Below are 19,027 nucleotides of genomic sequence, written 5' to 3'. Positions count from 1 at the left end.
ACACGCCGCTGACTGAGCGCAGCAATCAATCTCTTGAGAAACCAAACTCAGGCAGGGTCATAGACCCGACGACCTTCCGCGCTCGGTTCGAGATCGAGGACGCTACGGACGGATCTCTTGCGATCCTCGGACGGATTGCTTCCAAACGTGGATTTGTACGCCTTGCTGAGATGGGATCCGTCGACAAATCCGGTTTCCGCAGCGATGGCGGCAAGCGTCATCTCAGTCTTCATCATCCAGCGTGCATGCTTCAACCGCAAGCGCAAATAGGCGTTCTGAGGAGACTGGCCCGTCTCGTCCTTGAACAGCCGCTCGAGTTGACGTGTGCTGAGGCGGACCTTCGCCGCCAGCCGGGCAATGGAAAGGGGGGACGACAGGTTCTGCTCCATGATCAACAAGGCGCGCGAGATCCGACTATCGTTGCCCACGAACTCCGTAGGCGGAGCCGATTGAGCCGATGAGCCCGGTCGCATCCGGTCGATCTGCATGATGTGAAGCGCTTTCTGCGCGTTGGACAGGCCAAGGCGCAACTCGACGATATGCGCCGCAAGATAGGCCGCGCCGATCCCGCCCGAGCACGTGATGCGCCGCCCGTCGACAACGAACAATTGGTCCGCAATCGGCAACGTGTCGCCGAACTCCTCCAGGAAGTCGCGATAGTGGTACCAACTGATGCAGCACTTCTTCTGGCGCAGGAGGCCCAGGCGCCAGAGAATGAAGCTGCCGGTGCAGACACCGACGATCGCCGCGCTGGACTCGGCCGCCGTCAAAAGATATTTGCCGGTGCGCTCGTCGATCTGCGGACCGTCGTGAAGCAGGCCTCCGACCACAACGATGTAGTCGAGCTCGGACGGGTCGATGAATTTGGAGGTGGGCGTGACCAGCACGCCGCTGCTGGACCTGATTGGATCGCCGCCCGCGGACATGATGTGCCATTGGCATCGGATTGGACGGCTGTTGTCCCCGTCGTCGGCCGCCAATCGCACGACATCCAGGAAGTTCGAGAACGCCGTCAGGGTGAAGTTGTTCGACAATATAAAGCCGACGCGAAGCGGTCGTATCGTTCTCTCCATCCTTGCCTCCGAGCGTATCCGCGCGAGGGCCGGGGCTTCGGCCTTGTCGTGGAACCGCATCTCCCCAACCTCGCGATCGGGGCGCCATATTGCGGGTATTACGAAAGCAAAAACAAGACCATTCGGGAGGCCGCGAACCCGGGCTCTGCGCCAGCGACCTGCCCAAGCTGGGGGCCGCAGCAGATCGATCGCTCAGGTCGGGCTGTCGTCGTCCAGATCGATGTAGGAAGGATCGCGGCCTGTAACGGCCAGGAACTTCTCGAGCGCCTCCCGTGACAACGACGTCGTCCTCTGGTTGCTGAGGGGATGGCAATTGATCGTTGCCACGCCGCCCAATTTTTGGTCCAGCACAACCCTGACTTTTCGTTCCTTGTCGTTAACAACCGCCAGCACGGAGACGGCGCCGGGTTGGATGCCGAGCAACTCCAGCAGCGCATCGGCCGATCCGAACGACAGACCTCCTTTCGCTCCGATCTTTCGAGCCAACTGCTTGAGATTGATGACTGCGTCCTCGTCGGTCACGAAAAGAAAGTAGTTCTTCTTGCCGTCGCGCAGGAACATGTTCTTGGTGTGCAAGCCGGGAATATCGCCGCGAAGGCTCTTCGACTCCTCGACGGTGTGCACCGGCGGGTGTTGGAAAGTGCGTGCCTCGATGCCGTTGCTCTCGAGATAGGCCAGAAGTTCGTCGCTCTGGTTCATGCTGCTGCCCATAGATCGCTTTCTCTAGCCGCTGCTCATGCTGGCCGCAATGGCAGCTTGATGTGTGAGGCATTGCCGCCACCACGAAGCAGCTCGATCCGCAGTGGACCTGTCGCGGGGATGCGCTGGAAATGGTCCGCATCGGCGCCCGCGAGAGACAATCTGATCCTGCTCCCCGCCAGAAAGGTCCAGGCGACAGGGAGCAATGAGAAACGAAACAAATGAGGTTGGCCAGGCACCAGCTCTCGCGCCTGATCTCGCGTGCAAGCGTGGAATATGCCAGGCGTCTGATAGTTGCTTGGCATGGGACTTTCCGCCCGATGGAGCGCGCGAAGGCACCCTTCGCTGACGTAGAGAGATTCTCCGTCAGGAAGTATCTCGGAGAGATAGGCGTGGATTGCAAAATCGGGTGCCGGAACTGATATCCAGAGATTGACCAGGCAATGGCCGCTCAGTTCGGTGTTGTGAGGCAATTCGGGGCCTGTATAGTTCAGCATGGAGCGGTCACGGCCATCCCAGTCCGTATAATACTGCCGGCTGTCGATCGCAGCGATCCGCTCGTATCGCGTCTGTCTGCCTGTTCCCGCACCAAAGTCGATCTCGTGAGAGTCGGTCGCCGCTTTGCCTGCCGCATCGGCGAGCTTTCCGTCGAGCGCCAGGAATAGCGTTTTCGATGCGTCGAACGGCGGCCAGGTATCAGCACAGCGCCACCTCTCGTCATGTACAGAGAAATAGTGCACCGGCTTCTCCGAGCGGAGGCCGGTGTCATGTCCGGCGAGGTGCTCGTCGAAGAACCTCAAGACCTCAGCGAGAATGTCGAATTCCGGGAGTTCGTCCGCACGCCACCGTGAGCAATTGATGCGTGCGCCATGATCCCACGGGCCGAGGAGAAGGTACTTGTTCTGGTTCGGCAAGGTGAGAAACCGGCTGATCGCTCCGTTCGCGTAGCCAGCGCCGTCCATCCAGCCGGAGACGGAATAGACCGCCACATCTCTCCTGATGCCCTCGCAATAGTTCGCCGGGCTGATGGCATCGGACGAGTGCCCGGCGAATTGGGAAAGGGTGGCGCTCCTGAATTCCATGGCGCGCATCAGCTCCGGCATGCGGAAATTGCCGGAGTGTTCGTCGATTGCCGCTCTGCAGTCGGAGCCGTCCGGATCGTCATCGACGGGATGCGGTCCCCTGAAGGCGGGATTGGAGTAGTAGACGAACTCCTTGAGCAGATCGCGCTGATCCTGGTCGAGGCCGGCCATCAGGCGATCGTAGACATCGGCGAGATTGGTCAGAAGTATCCCGCCGGGGTAATAGTTATCCAGATAGGTGTCCCAGACAGAGAACAGTGGGGCGATCGCCTTGACGGCAGGATGCGATGTCGAAGCAAGGAAATCGCTGGCCGCCCCGAGATAGGATATCCCGGTCGCGCCGATCGCGCCGTTCGCCCAGGGTTGTTGGACGATCCATTGGGCCACCTCGTAGGCGTCGTCTCGCTCGCGGGGTGACCTGAAAATGTCGCGCGTACCGAAGCTCGCTCCCGTGCCTCTGACGTCGACGACGACAAGCGCGTATCCTCGCGGGACGAAGGTATCGCGATATTTGGCGACGTTCGGCGACGGCTCGACATTCTTGGCCGCGGGATCGACAGCGAAGCGCCGGTAGTATGGAGTTTGAATCAGGATGGTCGGCCAGGGCCCGCCCTGTTCCGGCCCGTCGGGAAGGTACACATCGGCGGCGAGCCGGCAGCCATCCCTCATTTTCAAGTAGATCGACTTCGGCAGAGTTACCTTGTGGGTCCCGGGCCTGCCGCGGATGTACCGGCTCGGCGGTACCATCCAGGCATCTCCGCGCATGTCGCTATCGGCCATCTGAAAATCCCGAAGTCCTGTCGTTTTGACGCCCGCGACAAGCTGCACGAGCAGGAGGGCCGATCATCACGGCTACACGTCCATAGGCAAGATGCGGGGCCGTACGTGTCGCGTCGTTACGCGAGCGATGTCGCAAGCTTCCAACCGCGAAGGGGTGCGAAAGTGCACATTGCTCCACGGTTCGAGTAACCGGGCCGCTCGGCTCATTGGCGAACTGACCAGACACTCAGGGGAGATCAAATGGGAGATATCACGGTCTATCGGGCGCGGAAGGTTGTTACGATGGATCCGGGTCGTCCTTTCGCCCAATGCGTGGCGGTGAGAGATGGTCGTGTTCTGTCGACCGGCACGATCGAGACCATGCAGCCCTGGCTGAAGCGGTACCCCTACAAGATCGACGATACCTTTGCGGACAAGGTCATCCTGCCGGGATTCATCGATCCCCACACGCACTTCGCGTTCTCGGCCGGTTATCTCGCGATGCACTACATCGGCCCGATCGACTCGCCGGGACCGCACGGCATCAACAAGGGTTTGCGCACCCGCGGCGAGGTTCTAGCCAAGCTTCGCGAAGCCGCCAACGCCGACCCAGATCCGAATGCGCCACTGATTGCCTGGGGATTGGATCCCGCATCGCAGGACGGACATCTGCATCGCGACGAGCTTGATGCCGTTTCCCTCGATCGGCCGATGTGGGTGATCTCCTATGCCCCACATTTCATCTACCTGAACAGCGCGGCGCTGGAACGGGCCAAGGTTCCCGACAACACCAATGTGCACGGCGTGATGCGGTATCCGGACGGCAGGTTGAACGGACAGTTCGTCGAGCTGGAGGCGGGACGTCTCGCGCTCGGCGCGATGCGCGAAGCGATCGCGGAGCGTGGCGGCGCCGATGGCCTGAAGCGAATGGGAGACATCGCGCGCAAGGCCGGCGTCACCACGACCGCCGAAATGATCTTCGGCAAGGGAAACTTCGAGAACGAATGGGCGCTCCATGCGAAGGTGGTTCCGGACGAGAGCTTTCCGCTACGCATGGGCCTTGTTTCGCTCGAGCTCGCACTCTACGCCGATCACGGCAGCAAAGGCGCAGATTTTCTTCGCGATGCGATGAAGAGGAGTGGCGACAAGCTCTTCTTTCATGGCGTGAAGTTTCTATCTGACGGGTCATTCCCGGCGATGTCCCTGCGGCTGAATTTTCCTGGTTATCTCGACGGAAGCAACGGCCTGCGCAATGATGTTCCGTGGGATGAGCTCCACGAGCGGATGCTTCCGTATTGGAAGGCGGGGATCCAGATCCACTGCCACGCAAACGGTGACGAAGCGGTGGATGCGTCGCTCAACGCCCTGGCCAAGCTTCAGAAGGCGCAGCCGCAATTCGACCATCGTTTCACCTTGGAGCACTACTGCATCAGCACGCCCGACCAGGCCCGCCGGCTAAAGGCGCTCGGCGGCGTCGCCAGCGTGAACAATTATTTCGTGCACTATCGCAGTCAGCTTCACGCCGAAGAGGGGTTCGGGCCGGATCGTTCCGAGGCGGTGGCGCGATTGGGGTCCCTTGAGCGCGAAGGAGTGATCTTCGCGCTTCACTCCGACTACTCGCTGGTCCTCGTTCCGCTCCATCCGTTGACCGCCGCCTGGGTCGCGGTCAATCGCATCGCCCTGGATGGAAAGACGGTGCTGGCGCCGGGCGAACGGATCGGCGTCGAACGAGCGCTGCGTGCGATCACGATCGATGCCGCTTACGTGCTGGGCGCCGAACAGCGATTGGGCAGTCTGGAGCCGGGGAAGTTCGCCGACTTTGCCGTGCTCGAAGCTGATCCGTTCGAGGTCGATCCCGTCGATCTCAAGGACATCAAGATCTGGGGCACGGTTCTCGGCGGCACGCCGCAACCCGCATGACAGCCGAATCCCGCGATCAAGCCGACGACGTCGCTGTGCCGGTTAATCCGACAGCCGGCAAAGAAACGCTGGCCATGTTGATGGGCATCTTTGAGGCCGCGAGGGTCGTTCCTCGCGCGGTCGCCCCGATATCGCTGCCTTTGACGATCATCAGCGGATTCCTGGGGGCGGGAAAGACAACGCTGGTGAACCGTCTGCTCTCCGAGCCCGGGGGCAGGAGGATAGCCGTACTCGTCAATGATTTTGCGGCCGTGAACATCGACGAGGAGCTGATCCGCTTTCAAAGCGAGGATACGATCGGCCTGACCAACGGTTGCGCGTGCTGTTCCACCAACGGCGATCTGGTCAACGCGATCCAGCGGCTGATCGAGCGAAAAGAACCTCCCGACGCCATCGTCCTTGAAGCGAGTGGACTCGCGGATCCGCGCGGCATCGCGCAGGTCGCGTTGGCCAATCCTGCAATACGGCTCGATGCTATCCTCGCACTGGTGGACTGCGAAACATTTCCCGAGCGCATCAGGGATGAGAGAACCCGGCCGACGATGCTGGCGCAGTTGTCTGCGGCCGATATCGTCGTGATGAGCAAATCCGACCTCATCGAGGATCGGCGGGATATGATCAAGGGGCTGATCGAATCAGCGGCTCCGGGCCGCACCGTCCTCGAGGCGATGCACGGCGACATTCCTGCCGATATCGTGCTGGGTGTGAACGCTAGTCCCTCGTCGACATTCGGATGCTCAGACACCGGCCATCACACCTCATTCGCCTCGACAACGCGTAGCTGGTCGACGCCGGCAGACAGAGACGCGATCATGCGGGCGTTGCGCGAGCTTCCGCCGAATGTCATACGAGCAAAGGGTATCTTTTGCTTCAAGGACGACGAACAACGAAGATTCGTCTATCAGCGGGTCGGCAAGCGCGAGAGCCTTGAAGCCGTATCGGCTCCCTCATCGATTGCCCAGCATGCCTCGAGGCTCGTCCTGATCGGCTTCTCCGAGCAGTGGGATGAGGCCGAGGTATCCCGGCTCATACCATGACCAGGGGGTGGTGATGCCGCACTTCCGCCCAGTGTGGCGCACCCGGTTCGATACCGTCCAATCCGGAAGCCCGACGCACCCCGGCGACGGCGTCGATCGCCGGGATGTCGCTTTCATCCAACAAGCACGGCGAGCGGATGCTGGCGAGATCGTATCGGCAGGCGATAATAAATCGCAGTTATTCTGGCACGGGCACCCATGAGACGATTCTCTGCAATTTCCTTGTTTCGCGAAGCTCTCGGGGGCCACGAGACGTGGCCACGGCAGTGGCGTTCGCCCGAGCCGAAACCTGCCTACGATGTTGTGATTGTCGGAGGCGGTGGGCACGGTTTGGCGACGGCATTCTACCTGGCCGAACGGTACGGACTAACAAACGTCGCGGTCGTAGAGAAGGGATGGATCGGAGGCGGGAATACGGGCCGTAACACGACGATCATCCGATCGAACTATCTCTTTGACGAGAGCGCCAGGCTCTACGAGCATGCCCTGAAACTGTGGGAAGGGCTCTCGCAGCAGCTGAACTACAATGTGATGTACTCCCCGCGGGGCGTCCTGATGTTGGCGCACAACATTCACGACGTCCAAAGCTTCAGGCGGCATGTCCATGCCAACAGGCTCAACGGTATCGACAATGAATGGCTGTCGCCACAAGAGTGCAAGGAGTTCTGTCCTCCGCTGAACGTTGGCGGCGCCATGCGCTATCCGATCCTTGGCGGCGCCTTGCAGCGGCGGGGCGGCACCGCTCGGCACGATGCTGTCGCATGGGGATACGCAAGAGCCGCGGACGCGCGTGGCGTCGACATCCTGGAAAACTGCGAGGTCCTCGGCATCCGCCGCGCCGCATCGGGCCGAGTGGAAGGGATCGAGACGTCAAGGGGCTTCATTCGGGCCGGCAAGATCGGAGTCGTTGCGGCCGGCAACACCAGCGTCGTCATGAACATGGCCGGGGTAAGGTTGCCGCTGGAGAGCTTTCCGCTCCAGGCTCTGGTCTCAGAGCCCGTCAAGCCGGCCTTTCCCTGCGTGGTGATGTCAAACACCATTCACGCCTACATCTCGCAATCCGACAAGGGAGAGATGGTCATCGGCGCCGGCACCGATGCCTACACATCCTATTCACAGCGGGGCGCGCTGCATATCGCAACCCATACGCTCGACGCCATCTGCGAGCTTGTGCCGATGTTCAGAAGACTACGGATGTTGCGCAACTGGGGGGGCATCGTCGACGTAACCCCCGATCGGTCCCCCATCGTGGCGAAGACGCCGGTGCCCGGGCTCTACGTTAATTGTGGCTGGGGCACTGGAGGATTCAAGGCGACGCCAGGTTCAGGCGACGTTTTCGCGTGGACGATTGCGAAGAATGATCCTCACCCGATCAACGCGCCTTTCACGATCGAGCGATTTCGCGATGGCGTGATGATCGACGAAGCCGCTGCTGCGGCGGTGGCCCACTAGTTTGGAAATCCAGTCACATGCTTCTCATCAAGTGCCCCTTCTGCGGTCCGAGGCCGGAACTCGAGTTCTCCTACGGAGGACAGGCTCACATCGCTCGCCCGAAGGATCCGGCCGCTCTCGATGACGAGTCCTGGGCGGAGTACCTGTACATAAGAAGCAATCCGAAAGGACTGCACGCGGAACGCTGGAGGCACATTCACGGCTGTGCGCGCTTCTTCAACGTACAGCGGAATACGGTCTCCGATGCGATCGTGGCGACCTACAAGATCGGCGAGGAGCCTCCCAAACCGGTCGACCCGGGGTTGGAAGAGTGGTCCAGCAGGAGCGGAGCGGCGCTATGAGATACCGGCTTCCCGCGGGCGGCCGCATCGATCGCAGCAAGCCGCTGTCGTTCCACTTCGACGGCAAGAAATATTCCGGGTTCGCAGGCGACACGCTCGCTTCGGCACTTATCGCCAATGGCGTCCATCTCGTCGGCAGGTCGTTCAAGTACCATCGCCCTCGCGGCTTTTTGTCCGCGGGGCCGGATGAACCGAATGCGCTGGTAGGCGTCGGCAGCGAGGAAGCGCGTTATACGCCGAACCTTCGCGCAACCCAGCTCGAGCTGTACGACGGCCTCGTGGCGGAGAGCCAGAACCGGTGGCCGTCCCTGTCGCTGGACTTCAGCGGCGCAAACGACCTGTTCTCGCGATTTCTCCCGGCGGGCTTCTACTACAAGACCTTCATGTGGCCGGCGTCGGCGTGGAAGAAGCTGTACGAGCCGATGATCCGGCGGGCCGCCGGGCTGGGGCGCGCTCCGGAAGCCGCTGACGCCGACCGTTATACGCAAGTGTACGGGCATTGCGATGTCCTGGTCGTCGGTGCGGGGCCGGCCGGCCTCGCAGCCGCGCTGGCGGCGGCGCGATCAGGCGTGAAGGTCTTTGTCTGCGACGAGCAGGACCAGATGGGAGGCTCGCTGCTGTCGGAGCGGGACGCAACCATCGACGGGCAGGGGGCCGCCGATTGGCTGGAGCAGACCATCCGGGAATTGAAGTCGCGAACGAACGTGGTCCTGTTGCCGCGGACCACCGCGTTCGGTTGGTATCCGCACAATTTCCTTGGGCTATGTGAGCGCGTCACGGACCATTTGGGACTGGCAATCACAAAGCAGCCGCGGGAGCGAATGTGGCAGGTGCGGGCCAGGGAAGTGGTCCTTGCGACCGGCGCCATCGAAAGGCCGCTGGTGTTTCCGGACAATGATCGCCCCGGGATCATGATGGCCGAGGCGGCGCGGACATATCTCAATCGCTATGGAGTGTTGCCCGGCAGCCGGGCGGTTGTCTTCACCGCCTGCGACAGCGCTTATCGCGCGGCGCTTGAGTTGAAGAGCGCGGGCGTTGAGATCGCTGCGATAGCGGATGTGAGATCAGCTCCGAATGGCCGATGGATCGAGCGGGCGCGAGCCGCCGGCATCGACGTGCGTCCATCCACGGTGGTCGCCGGCACTTACGGCCGTCTGCGCATCTCGCATGCCGATCTGGCGCGAATTTCCGGAGGAAGCACGGGGCATCCCGAAACCTTCGCGTGTGACCTTCTGCTGATGTCGGCTGGCTTCACGCCGAGTGTGCACCTGTTCTCGCAGTCGCGCGGCAAGCTCGTCTATGACGAGGATCTGAAGGCATATCTGCCGGACACCTCGGTCGAGCGCGAGCGTTCCGTCGGAGCTTGTCGAGGCGTATTCGACCTCGGCGCATCTCTCGCCGACGGGTTCGCGGGAGGACTCAGTGCGGCAAAGGCATCGGGAGGAACTGCGGCGGCCGAGCACAAGTTTTCGGTTTTCACTCAATCGTTGGGCAGGGATGGTTTCATCGGTGCCGCGCCGAGCGGCGGCAAATCGCGACGAACACGGGCCTGGGTCGACTTTCAGAACGACGTCACCGCAAAAGACATCGAACTCGCGACGCGCGAAGGCTTTCGATCCATCGAGCATGTCAAGCGCTACACGACCACGGGTATGGCGACCGACCAGGGCAAGACGTCCAACATGAACGCGTTGGGCATCGTCTCGCAAACACTGGCGTTGCCCGTCTCCCAAGTCGGCCTGACCACATTCCGCCCGCCATATACGCCGACGAGCTTCGGCGCGTTCGCCGGCCAGTCCAGAGGAGAGCTGTTCGATCCGGTTCGGAAAACGTCAATCCACGAATGGGCGCGCGAGAACGGCGCCGTCTTCGAGGATGTGAGCCTTTGGAAACGAGCTCATTATTTCCCGCGACCGGGCGAGGACATGCACGCGGCGGTCAGGCGCGAATGCAAGGCGACACGGGAATCGGTCGGGATTTTCGACGCTACCACGCTCGGCAAGATCGAGGTTGTCGGCAAGGACGCCACCGAATTCATGAACCGGATGTACACCAATGCATGGACCAAGCTTGAGCCGGGGCGTCTGCGCTACGGGGTTATGCTGCGCGAGGACGGCTTTGTCATGGACGACGGCGTCGTCGGGCGAATGTCGCCAGATCGCTTCCACGTCACGACGACGACGGGTGGCGCCGCCCGCGTGCTCGCCCTCATGGAGGACTACCTGCAAACGGAGTGGTCGGACCTCGACGTCTGGTTGACGTCGACCACCGAGCAATGGGCCGTCATTGCCGTCCAGGGACCGAATGCACGCAAGGTGCTGGAGCCGCTCGTGCACGGCATCGACATCTCCCAGCAGGCCATGCCGCACATGAGCGTGCAGGAGGGGCATATCTGCGGGGTGCCGACGCGACTTTTCAGGGTCTCCTTCACCGGCGAACTGGGCTTCGAGGTCAACGTCCCCATGGGATATGGCCGTGGGGTGTGGGAGGCGATTTACGCCGCGGGACGCGAGTTCGGCATCACGCCTTACGGCACCGAAACGATGCACGTTCTCCGGGCTGAGAAGGGATACATCATTGTTGGTCAGGAGACTGATGGCACCGTGACCCCCGATGACGTGGGGCTGGCCTGGGCGATCGGGAAGGCCAAGAAGGACTTCGTCGGCAAACGTTCGCTGGCGCGGCCCGCCATGAGCCGAAGCGATCGAAAACAACTGGTCGGGCTGCTCACTGTCGATCCGAACATCGTGCTGGAGGAGGGGGCGCAGGTCGTCGCCGATCCGTTTGAGCCTGTCCCCATGACGATGATCGGCCACGTTACGTCGTCGTACTGGAGCGTTGCGCTCGACCGCTCGATCGCTCTGGCCTTGGTGCAAGGCGGCCGGGCGCGCATCGGCTCACGCCTGAGCGTTCCGATGCCAAGCGGGCCCGTGACGCTCGAAGTCGTCCAGCCGATATTCTACGATCCGGAAGGGAAGCGTCTCGATGGTTGAGGCAACGATCGTCAGGGTGAACTCGCTGGCGGCCGTCAGCCGCGACAGCGCCAGTTCTCCGCAGGTTTCGCTCGCGGTGCTGCCCGATGCGGCGAAATTGGTGTTTCGCGGACGACCCTCGTCGATCGGCGCGGCCGGAGAGGCATTCGGCGTCGAGCTGCCCCAGACCGCCAACCGCTTCCGCGAGGCGGCGGGACGCAAAGCCTATTGGTTGGGTCCGGACGAGTGGTTGCTGGAAGCGATCGGAGTGGATTCTTCTGAGCTGTTCTCAACGATGTCGGAAAAGCTCGCCTCCCATTCCTGTTCCCTCGTCGACGTCAGTCATCGATCCGACTCCATGGCGATAAGGGGACCGATGAGCGAATACGTGCTCAATCACGGCTGCCCGCTCGATCTCTCCGAACGAGCATTTCCGGTCGGGATGTGCACGCGCACCATTCTCGGCAAGTCGCCGATAGTGCTCTCCCGAACGGAGCAGGAGGTGTTTCATCTGGACGTCTGGCGCTCTTTCTCGCCTTACGTCTGGTCGTTCCTGGACGAAGCCCGCCAGGAACTCCTCCACGACCAGTCGGCAAGGTCACCCACGTGATTTCATGATCGGAACGTTCGAGCTCTTCAAGATCGGCATAGGCCCATCGTCGTCCCACACGGTCGGCCCCATGAAGGCGGCGGCCCTCTTCGCCGAGACCGTGGAGCGTTCCGGTCTGCTGCCACGCGTGGCGCGGGTGCGGGTCGATCTGTTCGGATCGCTCGCCTGGACCGGTAAAGGGCACGGCACGGACAAAGCCGTCATTCTCGGCCTTGCCGGCGAACGTCCTGATGCGGTCGATCCTGATGATGCGGACAAGATCGTGGCGTCGGCCCGGCAAGAAAAGGTGCTCCGTTTCGCAGGCAAGTACCGGATCGCCTTCGATCCCGAGGCGGACATCGTATTCGACGGCATCACTCCTCCGGTCCATCATCCAAATACGCTGGCGCTTATGGTCTTCGATTTTGCGGGAGAGCGGCTCCTCGAACAGCGATGGTGCTCGATCGGCGGCGGCTTCGTTGTGCCGGAAGAGGAGGTGGGAGAGCCGTCGCCCGCCTCGTCGGCGCCGGTGCCCTATCCGTTTCGCTCCGGCCGCGACCTTCTCACGATGGGCGCTTCGTCAGGCCTGTCTATTGCCGAGATGGTTCTGGCCAACGAGACCTCGCGGCTGCCAAGCGAAGACGTCGAGGCACATCTTGATCGCATCGTCGCGGTCATGATGTCTTGCATAGACCGCGGCATGGTGACGGAGGGAGAACTCCCGGGCGGTCTTGAGGTGCGGAGGCGGGCGCCTGCGCTCCATCGGAGGCTCCTCGTGGCATCCGGAGCGAACAATCGCGCGCAACACGCCGTGATGGATTGGGTCAGCCTGTATGCGATAGCCGTCAACGAAGAGAACGCCGCGGGAAGCCGCGTCGTTACCGCGCCGACCAACGGCGCGGCCGGCATCATTCCGGCCACGCTGCGTTACTTTCGCGACCATTGTCACGACGCCGACACCGAAGGACTGCGCCGCTTTCTTCTGACCGCTGCAGCGATCGGAGCCTTGTTCAAGATGAATGCGTCCATCTCCGGCGCGGAGGTCGGATGTCAGGGCGAAGTCGGTGTCGCCTGCTCGATGGCGGCCGCGGGATTGGCGGCGGTTCTCGGCGGTACGAACGAGCAGATCGAGAACGCCGCCGAGATCGGCATGGAGCACCATCTTGGCATGACCTGCGATCCTATCGGCGGCCTGGTGCAGATACCCTGCATCGAGCGAAACGCCTTCGGCGCCATCAAGGCCATCAGCGCCGCCTCGCTGGCGCTCCAGGGCGACGGGACGCATGTGGTGTCGCTCGACAAGGTGATCGCGACGATGCGCGAGACCGGCCGGGACATGCAATCCAAATACAAGGAGACCTCGCTCGGAGGACTCGCGGTAAACCTGGCGGAATGCTGAAGGAACACACATGGGACAAGCTGCGTCGAACAAGTTCTTCACCACCGACATCTCGACCCTGGATCCCGAGGTGGCGTCCGCCATCGCAGACGAGCTGCGGCGACAGCAGGAAGAGATAGAGCTGATCGCCTCCGAGAACATCGTCTCGCGCGCGGTCCTGCAGGCGCAAGGCTCGGTTCTGACGAACAAGTATGCGGAAGGCTACCCGGGACGACGCTACTATGGCGGATGCGCGCATGTCGACGTGGCGGAGGAGGTCGCGAGAGAGCGCGCCAAGAAGCTCTTCGGCTGCGCCTTCGCGAACGTGCAACCGAATTCGGGCAGTCAGGCCAACCAGGGCGCCTTCATGGCTCTCATGAAGCCAGGCGATACTTTCATGGGACTGGACTTGGCCGCGGGAGGCCATCTCACCCACGGCGCCAAGCCCAACATGTCCGGCAAGTGGTTCAACGCCGTGAGCTACGGCGTGCGTCCGGAAGATCAGAGGATCGACATGGAGGCGCTGGAGCGTCTCGCACTGGAGCATAGGCCGAAGGTCATTGTCGCCGGCGGGTCGGCTTACTCGCGCTTCTGGGACTTCGCCGAATTCCGTCGTATCGCGGACCTGGTTGGCGCCTATCTCATGGTCGACATGGCACATTTCGCCGGTCTGGTCGCCGGCGGCGTCCATCCGTCGCCTGTTCCTCACGCGCATATCGTCACCTCGACCACGCACAAGACGCTGCGGGGTCCGCGCGGCGGTCTGATCCTGTGCAACGACGCAGTGTTGGCAAAGAAGATCGACTCGTCGATCTTCCCGGGCCTTCAAGGCGGTCCGCTGATGCATGTGATCGCTGCAAAGGCGGTCGCATTCGGCGAAGCGCTGACGCCGGAATTTCGCCGATACGCCAGCGACGTCGTCAGGAACGCCAGGACGCTCGCGAATACCCTCATGGAACGGGGATACTCCGTCGTCTCCGGTGGGACCGACAATCATCTGTTTCTGGTCGATCTGCGTTCCAAGAACCTCAACGGCAAGACGGCAGAAACCGCACTCGGACGGGCTAACATCACCTGCAACAAAAACGGGATACCTTTCGACCCGGAGAAGCCGACTGTCACCTCGGGAATCAGGCTCGGAACAGCGGCGACGACGTCGCGCGGTTTCGGCGAAGGAGAATTTCAGGCGGTAGGCAATCTGATCGCGGATGTATTGGACGCCGTTTCCGCCGCGAATACCGACGCGGCTCCGGCTGTCGAGCAGCGCGTGAAAGGACAGGTCGCAGAGCTGACGAAGGCGTTCCCGATCTATCCGTTGGGCTGAAGAGAGCCGAGAATGTCGAGCAATTTGGCACTGGGGAACTTCCGACTCAGCTACGGTCCTGATGCCGGCGAGGGCGCATTTACGACGAGGCCGGAAATCGTCGGCGCGTTCGGGGTGGTTGCCTCGACTCATTGGCTGGGAACTGCCGCTGGCATGCGGATCCTCGAGAAGGGAGGCAATGCCTTCGACGCCGCGGTGGCCATCGGCTTTGCGCTGCAAGTCGTCGAGCCGCATCTCAACGGGTTCGGCGGCGAGGTCCCGATCATCTTCCACGACGCGAAATCGGGACGCGCGCGCGTGCTGTGCGGGCAAGGGGTTGCGCCGGCAGGCGCCACGATTGAGACGTTCGCCAAACTCGGCCTCGACATCATTCCGGGAAGCGGGTTTCTTCCGGCATGCGTTCCCGGCTCGTTCGGCGCCTGGATGAGACTGCTCCGCGACTACGGGACAATGGACGTCGGTGACGTCCTGGAATCCGCGATCACCTACGCTCGCGACGGTTACGTGATGCTTCCGAGGATCGCCGCTGCGATCCAAACGGTCGCTCCCCTTTTCCAGGAGGAGTGGCCGACATCAGCAGACGTCTATCTGAAGGACGGCATTCCGCCGGCAGGCGCACTGTTTGCGAATCCGGACCTTGCGTCGACGTATGAGAGGATCGTCCGGGTTGCCGATGAAACGCGAGGGACGAGAGAACAGAAAATAGAAGCAGCGCGCAAGGCGTTCTACCAGGGGTTCGTCGCCGAGGCGATCGACCAGTTCGTCCGGACGCCGGTGATGGATACCTCGGGATCGCGGCATGCCGGAATCATCTCCGGACAGGATCTCTCGCTCTGGCAAGAGACATACGAGGATCCGCTTTCGCTGAGCTATGGTGCTTTCCAAGTGCTCAAGCCGGGACCGTGGACGCAGGGGCCGGTGTTCCTCCAGCAGCTCGCTTTGCTCAAGGGATTCGATCTATCCTCGATGGATCCTCTCGGCGCCGACTTCATTCACACCGTCACCGAGTGCTCCAAGCTCGCATTCGCCGATCGCGAGAAATATTACGGCGATCCGAATTTTGTCGATGTGCCGATGGCAAGGCTTCTGAGCGAGGAATACGCGAACGCGCGACGAGAGTTGGTGGGGAGTGCTGCCTCGCTCGACTTCCGGCCCGGCTCGATCGAGGGGTTCGATCATGCCGTGCCCTATGCCATCGGCGACGCCGAGGACGGGAGCGCGGCGCTGGGCGCCGGCGAGCCTACGGTTGCCCGCTCCACGGCCGACAGCGGCGAGCCCGCGATCAACCGCCGCGGCGCGGTGCGCGGCGATACGGTCCATCTCGACGTGATCGACCGGCACGGCAACATCGTCTCGGCAACTCCAAGCGGAGGCTGGCTGCAAAGTTCGCCGGTAATTCCCGGACTAGGGTTCGCGCTCGGGACGCGAGCGCAGATGTTCTGGCTCAAGCCGGGGCTTCCATCGTCGCTTGCCCCCGGTAAGCGCCCCCGGACCACCCTTTCCGTTTCCCTGGTGTACAGGGACGGGGAGCCGTACGCGAGTTTCGGCACTCCCGGCGGCGATCAACAGGATCAGTGGAGCTCCGTCTTCTTTCTGCGCCACGTGCATCACAATCTCAATCTGCAGGGTGCGATCGACGCACCGATGTTTCACAACGACCACATGCCGAGCTCGTTCTTTCCACGACGTGCTAAACCCGGCTCACTGACGATGGAAGGTCGTTTTTCGATGGAGGTGCAGAAGGAGCTTGCGGACAGGGGACATCGCATCGAAATCGTCGACGACTGGTCGCTCGGAAGGCTTTCGGCGGTTTCCAAAAGAGGGAGGGTGCTGCGCGCGGCGGCGAACCCTCGCTACATGCAGGGTTACGCCTTTGGCCGTTGAGTGACACAGTGCGCGCTCATCAGTCGATAGATGAGTGCCGTTGCCCGGCCAGCTCAATGAAGGCGCGGACGGTCTTGGACCTGTTCGTTCTTTTCCAGGCTAGAACCGTTTCAAGACAAAATCTTTGATCGTCGATGGGACGCAGATCGATATTGTGACCGGCGAATCCGATCAAGCTCTTTGGATAGATCGTGACGCCGAGACCGGCCGCGACGAGTCCGAGCAGGGCCATCGGATTCGACGCCTCCAGGCAGACCTTCATGCTCAAGCCTTCCGCCGCGAAGATGTCGCTGAGGCGCCAGCGATACGCTTCCCACTCGCCCATATCTCCGAGGATAAGATCCTGCCCGGCAAGGTCGGCTGGACGTATCTTTGGCGCACGGGTCAACTCGTGATCCCGCGGGGCGACGAGATAAAGCGGCTCTATCGAAACCACCAGGACCTGGAAATCGGGATGGTCGAACGGCCCGATCATGTAGCCGATGTCGATCTCGTCATGCGCGAGTGCCAGCTTCTGACCTTGCGTACGCATGTAACGCAGGTTCAGCGCGACATGCGGATGGAGCCGTCTGTATCGAGAGACTGCCGACGGCATCAGCGTCGTTGCCGCGAAGGACATGTAAGCCAGCCGTAGCTCTCCGGTCTTGCCTTGCGCGACAAGACGCGCCGCGCCGACTGCCCGTTCGTAACCCCGCAACAGCTCGACATTTGTTTCGTAGAAGCAGCGGCCCGCCGGCGTGAGCGAAACTTCCCGGGTGGTGCGCTCGAACAGCTTGAAGCCGAGCTGTTGTTCCAATCTTTGAATGCGACGGGTCAGGGCCGACTGATCAATATTGAGACGCTGGGCGCCGCGTCGGAAACTGAGTTCCTCGGCGACTACCACAAACGACTGCGTGAGTTCGAGACCTCCGTCTCCGCACATTCGGCGCCTTCCCTACGGGCGAGTGAAGGATATCGATTGATGCAGGCCGTGCAACAACAATTGGCGAACGATCACTTCCGCGCGCGCTGTGTTTCGTCATGATGGCGGGGTCGGGACATGGAGCCGTCGGTCAGGACGGCCGGACAACCAGGAGATTGACCGTGCAGGACATCGACAATCGCGAACTTAACCGCATGTTGCAGCAGGCCTTCGATGCTTCCACGAAGATCTATCAGGAGCGCGGTTTCCAGCGTCGTATCGGATTTGGAAGGCGTCCCGCGCTGGTGAGCGTCGATCTCGCCAACGCCTGGACGCGGCCCGGCAATCCCTTCACCTGCGATCAGGAAGCGATGGACAACCAGATCATGCCGGGCATGCAGCGGCTCCTCAAGGCGTGCCGCACGAACGGCCATCCGGTGATCCACGTGACTACGGCCTACGAGATCACCGATCGCAACGCACCGTTCACCGACATGGGCTTGTGGCACTGCAAAATACCGATCGAGGTCGTCAATCTCAACGATCGGGCACTCTGGGCCATCGACGCGCGAATCGCTCCGGTCGAGGGTGAATATACCTTGCTGAAGAAGCGGGCGAGCGCATTTCACGGTACGGGCCTTGGGGGAATTCTGCGCGCTGCCGGCGTCGACACCATCCTGGTAACCGGCGTGACCGCGACGGCCTGCGTCCGCACGACGATCTGCGATGGCCTCGCAGACGGTTTTCGCACCATTGCTGTTCGTGAGTGCATCGGTGACCGCGTGCCTGGCGCGGTCGCCTGGAACCTCTACGACATCGACGCCAAGTTCGCTGACGTCCACAGCGTCGATGAATGCGTCGATTACCTGGACAGTGTGGGATCGACGCGCATGGCGGCCGAGTAACGCTCCCGCAGCAGCGGCGAGATGGACAGCGTCCCGCCGTTGCTGATACTGAACGGTTCAGTCGCTACAGCAACTTGAACATCACAAGCGCATCAACATAGTCGCCTGAGGGCCGACGGAAGGCGAGTGGCAGGCGACCGACGTCCCGGAAGCCAAGAGAATGCCAGAGGCTGACGGCGCGCTCATTGCTGCTGACAACGAAATTGAATTGCATCGCGGAAAATCCCTGGCTCTTCGCATGCAGCAGGGAATGTTCGCACATCTGCCGTGCGATACCTTTTCCCTGAGCGCTCACGTGCGTCATGTAGCCGCAATTGGCGACATGCGATCCGCCGCCGGCCTGATTGGCGCGTAGGTAATAGGTCCCCACCGCGTTTCCGTCTTGCACCGCAATAAAGGTTTGCCGATCCGTCCCCATCCAATAGCGGAGAGCGTCTGCTTCCGACATGTCCCTGGGGAGTGTGTAGGTCTCGCCGGCGCGAATGACAGGGCCGATGATCGACCAGATCGATGCGCTATCCTCAACTGTGGCCGGCCTTATCTGCAGCATGAGTGATTGTTCCGTGGGTATGTCGAGTGGGGGAAAAGCGAGCTTCGCCGATGAAGCTCGAGCAAAGGCCATTCTAATACAGGGAATGGCGATCCGAGTCCTTCTAGCCCTCCACGTCATGCGGCGCCGCGAAGCAACTTCCCGCCGTGACTTGAGGTGCT

16 protein-coding genes and 1 pseudogene are annotated in these 19,027 nt (G+C 61.8%); 10 read left to right on the top strand and 7 right to left on the bottom strand.

The window, feature by feature from the left end; all coding sequences use genetic code 11:
• Positions 1-47 precede the first annotated feature (47 nt).
• The 3 genes from AC5ZG5_RS04695 to AC5ZG5_RS04685 all read right to left on the bottom strand — a co-directional run bounded on the left by AC5ZG5_RS04695 (position 48) and on the right by AC5ZG5_RS04685 (position 3,634).
• Positions 48-1,073 carry a GlxA family transcriptional regulator gene (locus AC5ZG5_RS04695; RefSeq protein ID WP_130222725.1) on the bottom strand — a complete coding sequence of 342 codons (1,026 nt, stop codon included), beginning with the start codon at positions 1,071-1,073 and terminating at the stop codon, positions 48-50.
• Between the two features lie 192 nt (positions 1,074-1,265).
• Positions 1,266-1,772, bottom strand: coding sequence for a prolyl-tRNA synthetase associated domain-containing protein (locus tag AC5ZG5_RS04690; RefSeq protein ID WP_456641207.1), 507 nt, complete (start codon positions 1,770-1,772; stop codon positions 1,266-1,268).
• Between the two features lie 35 nt (positions 1,773-1,807).
• Positions 1,808-3,634, bottom strand: coding sequence for a CocE/NonD family hydrolase (locus tag AC5ZG5_RS04685; protein WP_456641206.1), 1,827 nt, complete (start codon positions 3,632-3,634; stop codon positions 1,808-1,810).
• A 240-nt stretch (positions 3,635-3,874) separates the two neighbouring features.
• Here AC5ZG5_RS04685 and AC5ZG5_RS04680 point away from each other — a divergent pair, with 240 nt between their 5' ends.
• Positions 3,875-5,533, top strand: coding sequence for an amidohydrolase (locus AC5ZG5_RS04680; RefSeq protein WP_456641205.1), 1,659 nt, complete (start codon positions 3,875-3,877; stop codon positions 5,531-5,533).
• Positions 5,534-5,549: 16 nt separating this feature from the next.
• Here AC5ZG5_RS04680 and AC5ZG5_RS04675 read toward each other — a convergent pair whose 3' ends face one another.
• Positions 5,550-5,684 (bottom strand): hypothetical protein, encoded by a 135-nt coding sequence (locus AC5ZG5_RS04675; protein WP_456671178.1) that lies wholly within the window; start codon positions 5,682-5,684, stop codon positions 5,550-5,552.
• Between AC5ZG5_RS04675 and AC5ZG5_RS04670 the strand changes: the two genes are divergently transcribed.
• From AC5ZG5_RS04670 to AC5ZG5_RS04635, 8 genes are all read left to right on the top strand, one after another.
• Positions 5,674-6,570, top strand: a complete 897-nt coding sequence (locus AC5ZG5_RS04670; RefSeq protein ID WP_456671179.1) for a CobW family GTP-binding protein — start codon at positions 5,674-5,676, stop codon at positions 6,568-6,570. The two genes, AC5ZG5_RS04675 and AC5ZG5_RS04670, sit on opposite strands and share 11 nt — an antisense overlap.
• 198 nt (positions 6,571-6,768) lie before the next feature.
• Positions 6,769-8,022, top strand: coding sequence for a sarcosine oxidase subunit beta family protein (locus tag AC5ZG5_RS04665; RefSeq protein WP_456641203.1), 1,254 nt, complete (start codon positions 6,769-6,771; stop codon positions 8,020-8,022).
• Between the two features lie 17 nt (positions 8,023-8,039).
• Complete coding sequence (locus tag AC5ZG5_RS04660) at positions 8,040-8,363, top strand: sarcosine oxidase subunit delta (protein ID WP_456641202.1); 324 nt, start codon at positions 8,040-8,042, stop codon at positions 8,361-8,363.
• Complete coding sequence (locus AC5ZG5_RS04655) at positions 8,360-11,356, top strand: sarcosine oxidase subunit alpha (protein WP_456641201.1); 2,997 nt, start codon at positions 8,360-8,362, stop codon at positions 11,354-11,356. The genes AC5ZG5_RS04660 and AC5ZG5_RS04655 overlap by 4 nt, the downstream gene beginning before the upstream one ends.
• A 16-nt stretch (positions 11,357-11,372) precedes the next feature.
• Complete coding sequence (locus tag AC5ZG5_RS04650; RefSeq protein ID WP_456641200.1) at positions 11,373-11,945, top strand: sarcosine oxidase subunit gamma; 573 nt, start codon at positions 11,373-11,375, stop codon at positions 11,943-11,945.
• 4 nt (positions 11,946-11,949) lie between these two features.
• A complete protein-coding gene (locus AC5ZG5_RS04645; RefSeq protein ID WP_456641199.1) occupies positions 11,950-13,323 on the top strand; it encodes an L-serine ammonia-lyase in 1,374 nt (457 codons plus the stop codon).
• Positions 13,324-13,333: 10 nt separating this feature from the next.
• On the top strand, positions 13,334-14,626 hold the full coding sequence (glyA, locus tag AC5ZG5_RS04640) for a serine hydroxymethyltransferase (RefSeq protein WP_456641198.1): 1,293 nt from the start codon (positions 13,334-13,336) through the stop codon (positions 14,624-14,626).
• Between the two features lie 12 nt (positions 14,627-14,638).
• The gene (locus AC5ZG5_RS04635) at positions 14,639-16,510 is read left to right on the top strand and encodes a gamma-glutamyltransferase family protein (RefSeq protein WP_456641197.1); all 1,872 of its coding nucleotides are present in this window, start codon (positions 14,639-14,641) and stop codon (positions 16,508-16,510) included.
• A gap of 19 nt (positions 16,511-16,529) precedes the next feature.
• Here AC5ZG5_RS04635 and AC5ZG5_RS04630 read toward each other — a convergent pair whose 3' ends face one another.
• Positions 16,530-17,129, bottom strand: coding sequence for a LysR family substrate-binding domain-containing protein (locus AC5ZG5_RS04630; protein WP_456641322.1), 600 nt, complete (start codon positions 17,127-17,129; stop codon positions 16,530-16,532).
• 165 nt (positions 17,130-17,294) lie between these two features.
• A pseudogene (locus AC5ZG5_RS04625) lies at positions 17,295-17,432 on the bottom strand (helix-turn-helix domain-containing protein); the annotation flags it as partial.
• A gap of 161 nt (positions 17,433-17,593) precedes the next feature.
• Between AC5ZG5_RS04625 and AC5ZG5_RS04620 the strand changes: the two are divergent.
• Positions 17,594-18,316: an isochorismatase family protein gene (locus AC5ZG5_RS04620; protein ID WP_456641196.1), complete on the top strand. Its 723-nt coding sequence runs from the start codon at positions 17,594-17,596 to the stop codon at positions 18,314-18,316.
• A 64-nt stretch (positions 18,317-18,380) separates the two neighbouring features.
• Here AC5ZG5_RS04620 and AC5ZG5_RS04615 read toward each other — a convergent pair whose 3' ends face one another.
• Positions 18,381-18,863: a GNAT family N-acetyltransferase gene (locus tag AC5ZG5_RS04615; protein WP_456641321.1), complete on the bottom strand. Its 483-nt coding sequence runs from the start codon at positions 18,861-18,863 to the stop codon at positions 18,381-18,383.
• Between the last annotated feature and the right edge of the window lie 164 nt (positions 18,864-19,027).

The sequence above is a fragment of the Bradyrhizobium sp. Ses1 genome (genome assembly GCF_059512365.1).
Note: the sequence above shows the minus strand (reverse complement) of the source record. Positions and strands in the feature narration are given on the sequence as shown.

Bases quoted from the DNA above. Each gene is read 5' to 3' on its own strand.
- AC5ZG5_RS04680 (WP_456641205.1), top strand. From the start codon at position 3,875: ATGGGAGATATCACGGTCTATCGGGCGCGGAAGGTTGTTACGATGGAT.
- AC5ZG5_RS04690 (WP_456641207.1), bottom strand. From the start codon at position 1,772: ATGAACCAGAGCGACGAACTTCTGGCCTATCTCGAGAGCAACGGCATC.
- AC5ZG5_RS04630 (WP_456641322.1), bottom strand. From the start codon at position 17,129: ATGTCCTTCGCGGCAACGACGCTGATGCCGTCGGCAGTCTCTCGATAC.
- AC5ZG5_RS04675 (WP_456671178.1), bottom strand. From the start codon at position 5,684: ATGATCGTCAAAGGCAGCGATATCGGGGCGACCGCGCGAGGAACGACC.
- glyA (WP_456641198.1), top strand. From the start codon at position 13,334: ATGGGACAAGCTGCGTCGAACAAGTTCTTCACCACCGACATCTCGACC.
- AC5ZG5_RS04655 (WP_456641201.1), top strand. From the start codon at position 8,360: ATGAGATACCGGCTTCCCGCGGGCGGCCGCATCGATCGCAGCAAGCCG.
- AC5ZG5_RS04685 (WP_456641206.1), bottom strand. From the start codon at position 3,634: ATGGCCGATAGCGACATGCGCGGAGATGCCTGGATGGTACCGCCGAGC.
- AC5ZG5_RS04695 (WP_130222725.1), bottom strand. From the start codon at position 1,073: ATGGAGAGAACGATACGACCGCTTCGCGTCGGCTTTATATTGTCGAAC.
- AC5ZG5_RS04665 (WP_456641203.1), top strand. From the start codon at position 6,769: ATGAGACGATTCTCTGCAATTTCCTTGTTTCGCGAAGCTCTCGGGGGC.
- AC5ZG5_RS04635 (WP_456641197.1), top strand. From the start codon at position 14,639: ATGTCGAGCAATTTGGCACTGGGGAACTTCCGACTCAGCTACGGTCCT.
- AC5ZG5_RS04645 (WP_456641199.1), top strand. From the start codon at position 11,950: ATGATCGGAACGTTCGAGCTCTTCAAGATCGGCATAGGCCCATCGTCG.
- AC5ZG5_RS04660 (WP_456641202.1), top strand. From the start codon at position 8,040: ATGCTTCTCATCAAGTGCCCCTTCTGCGGTCCGAGGCCGGAACTCGAG.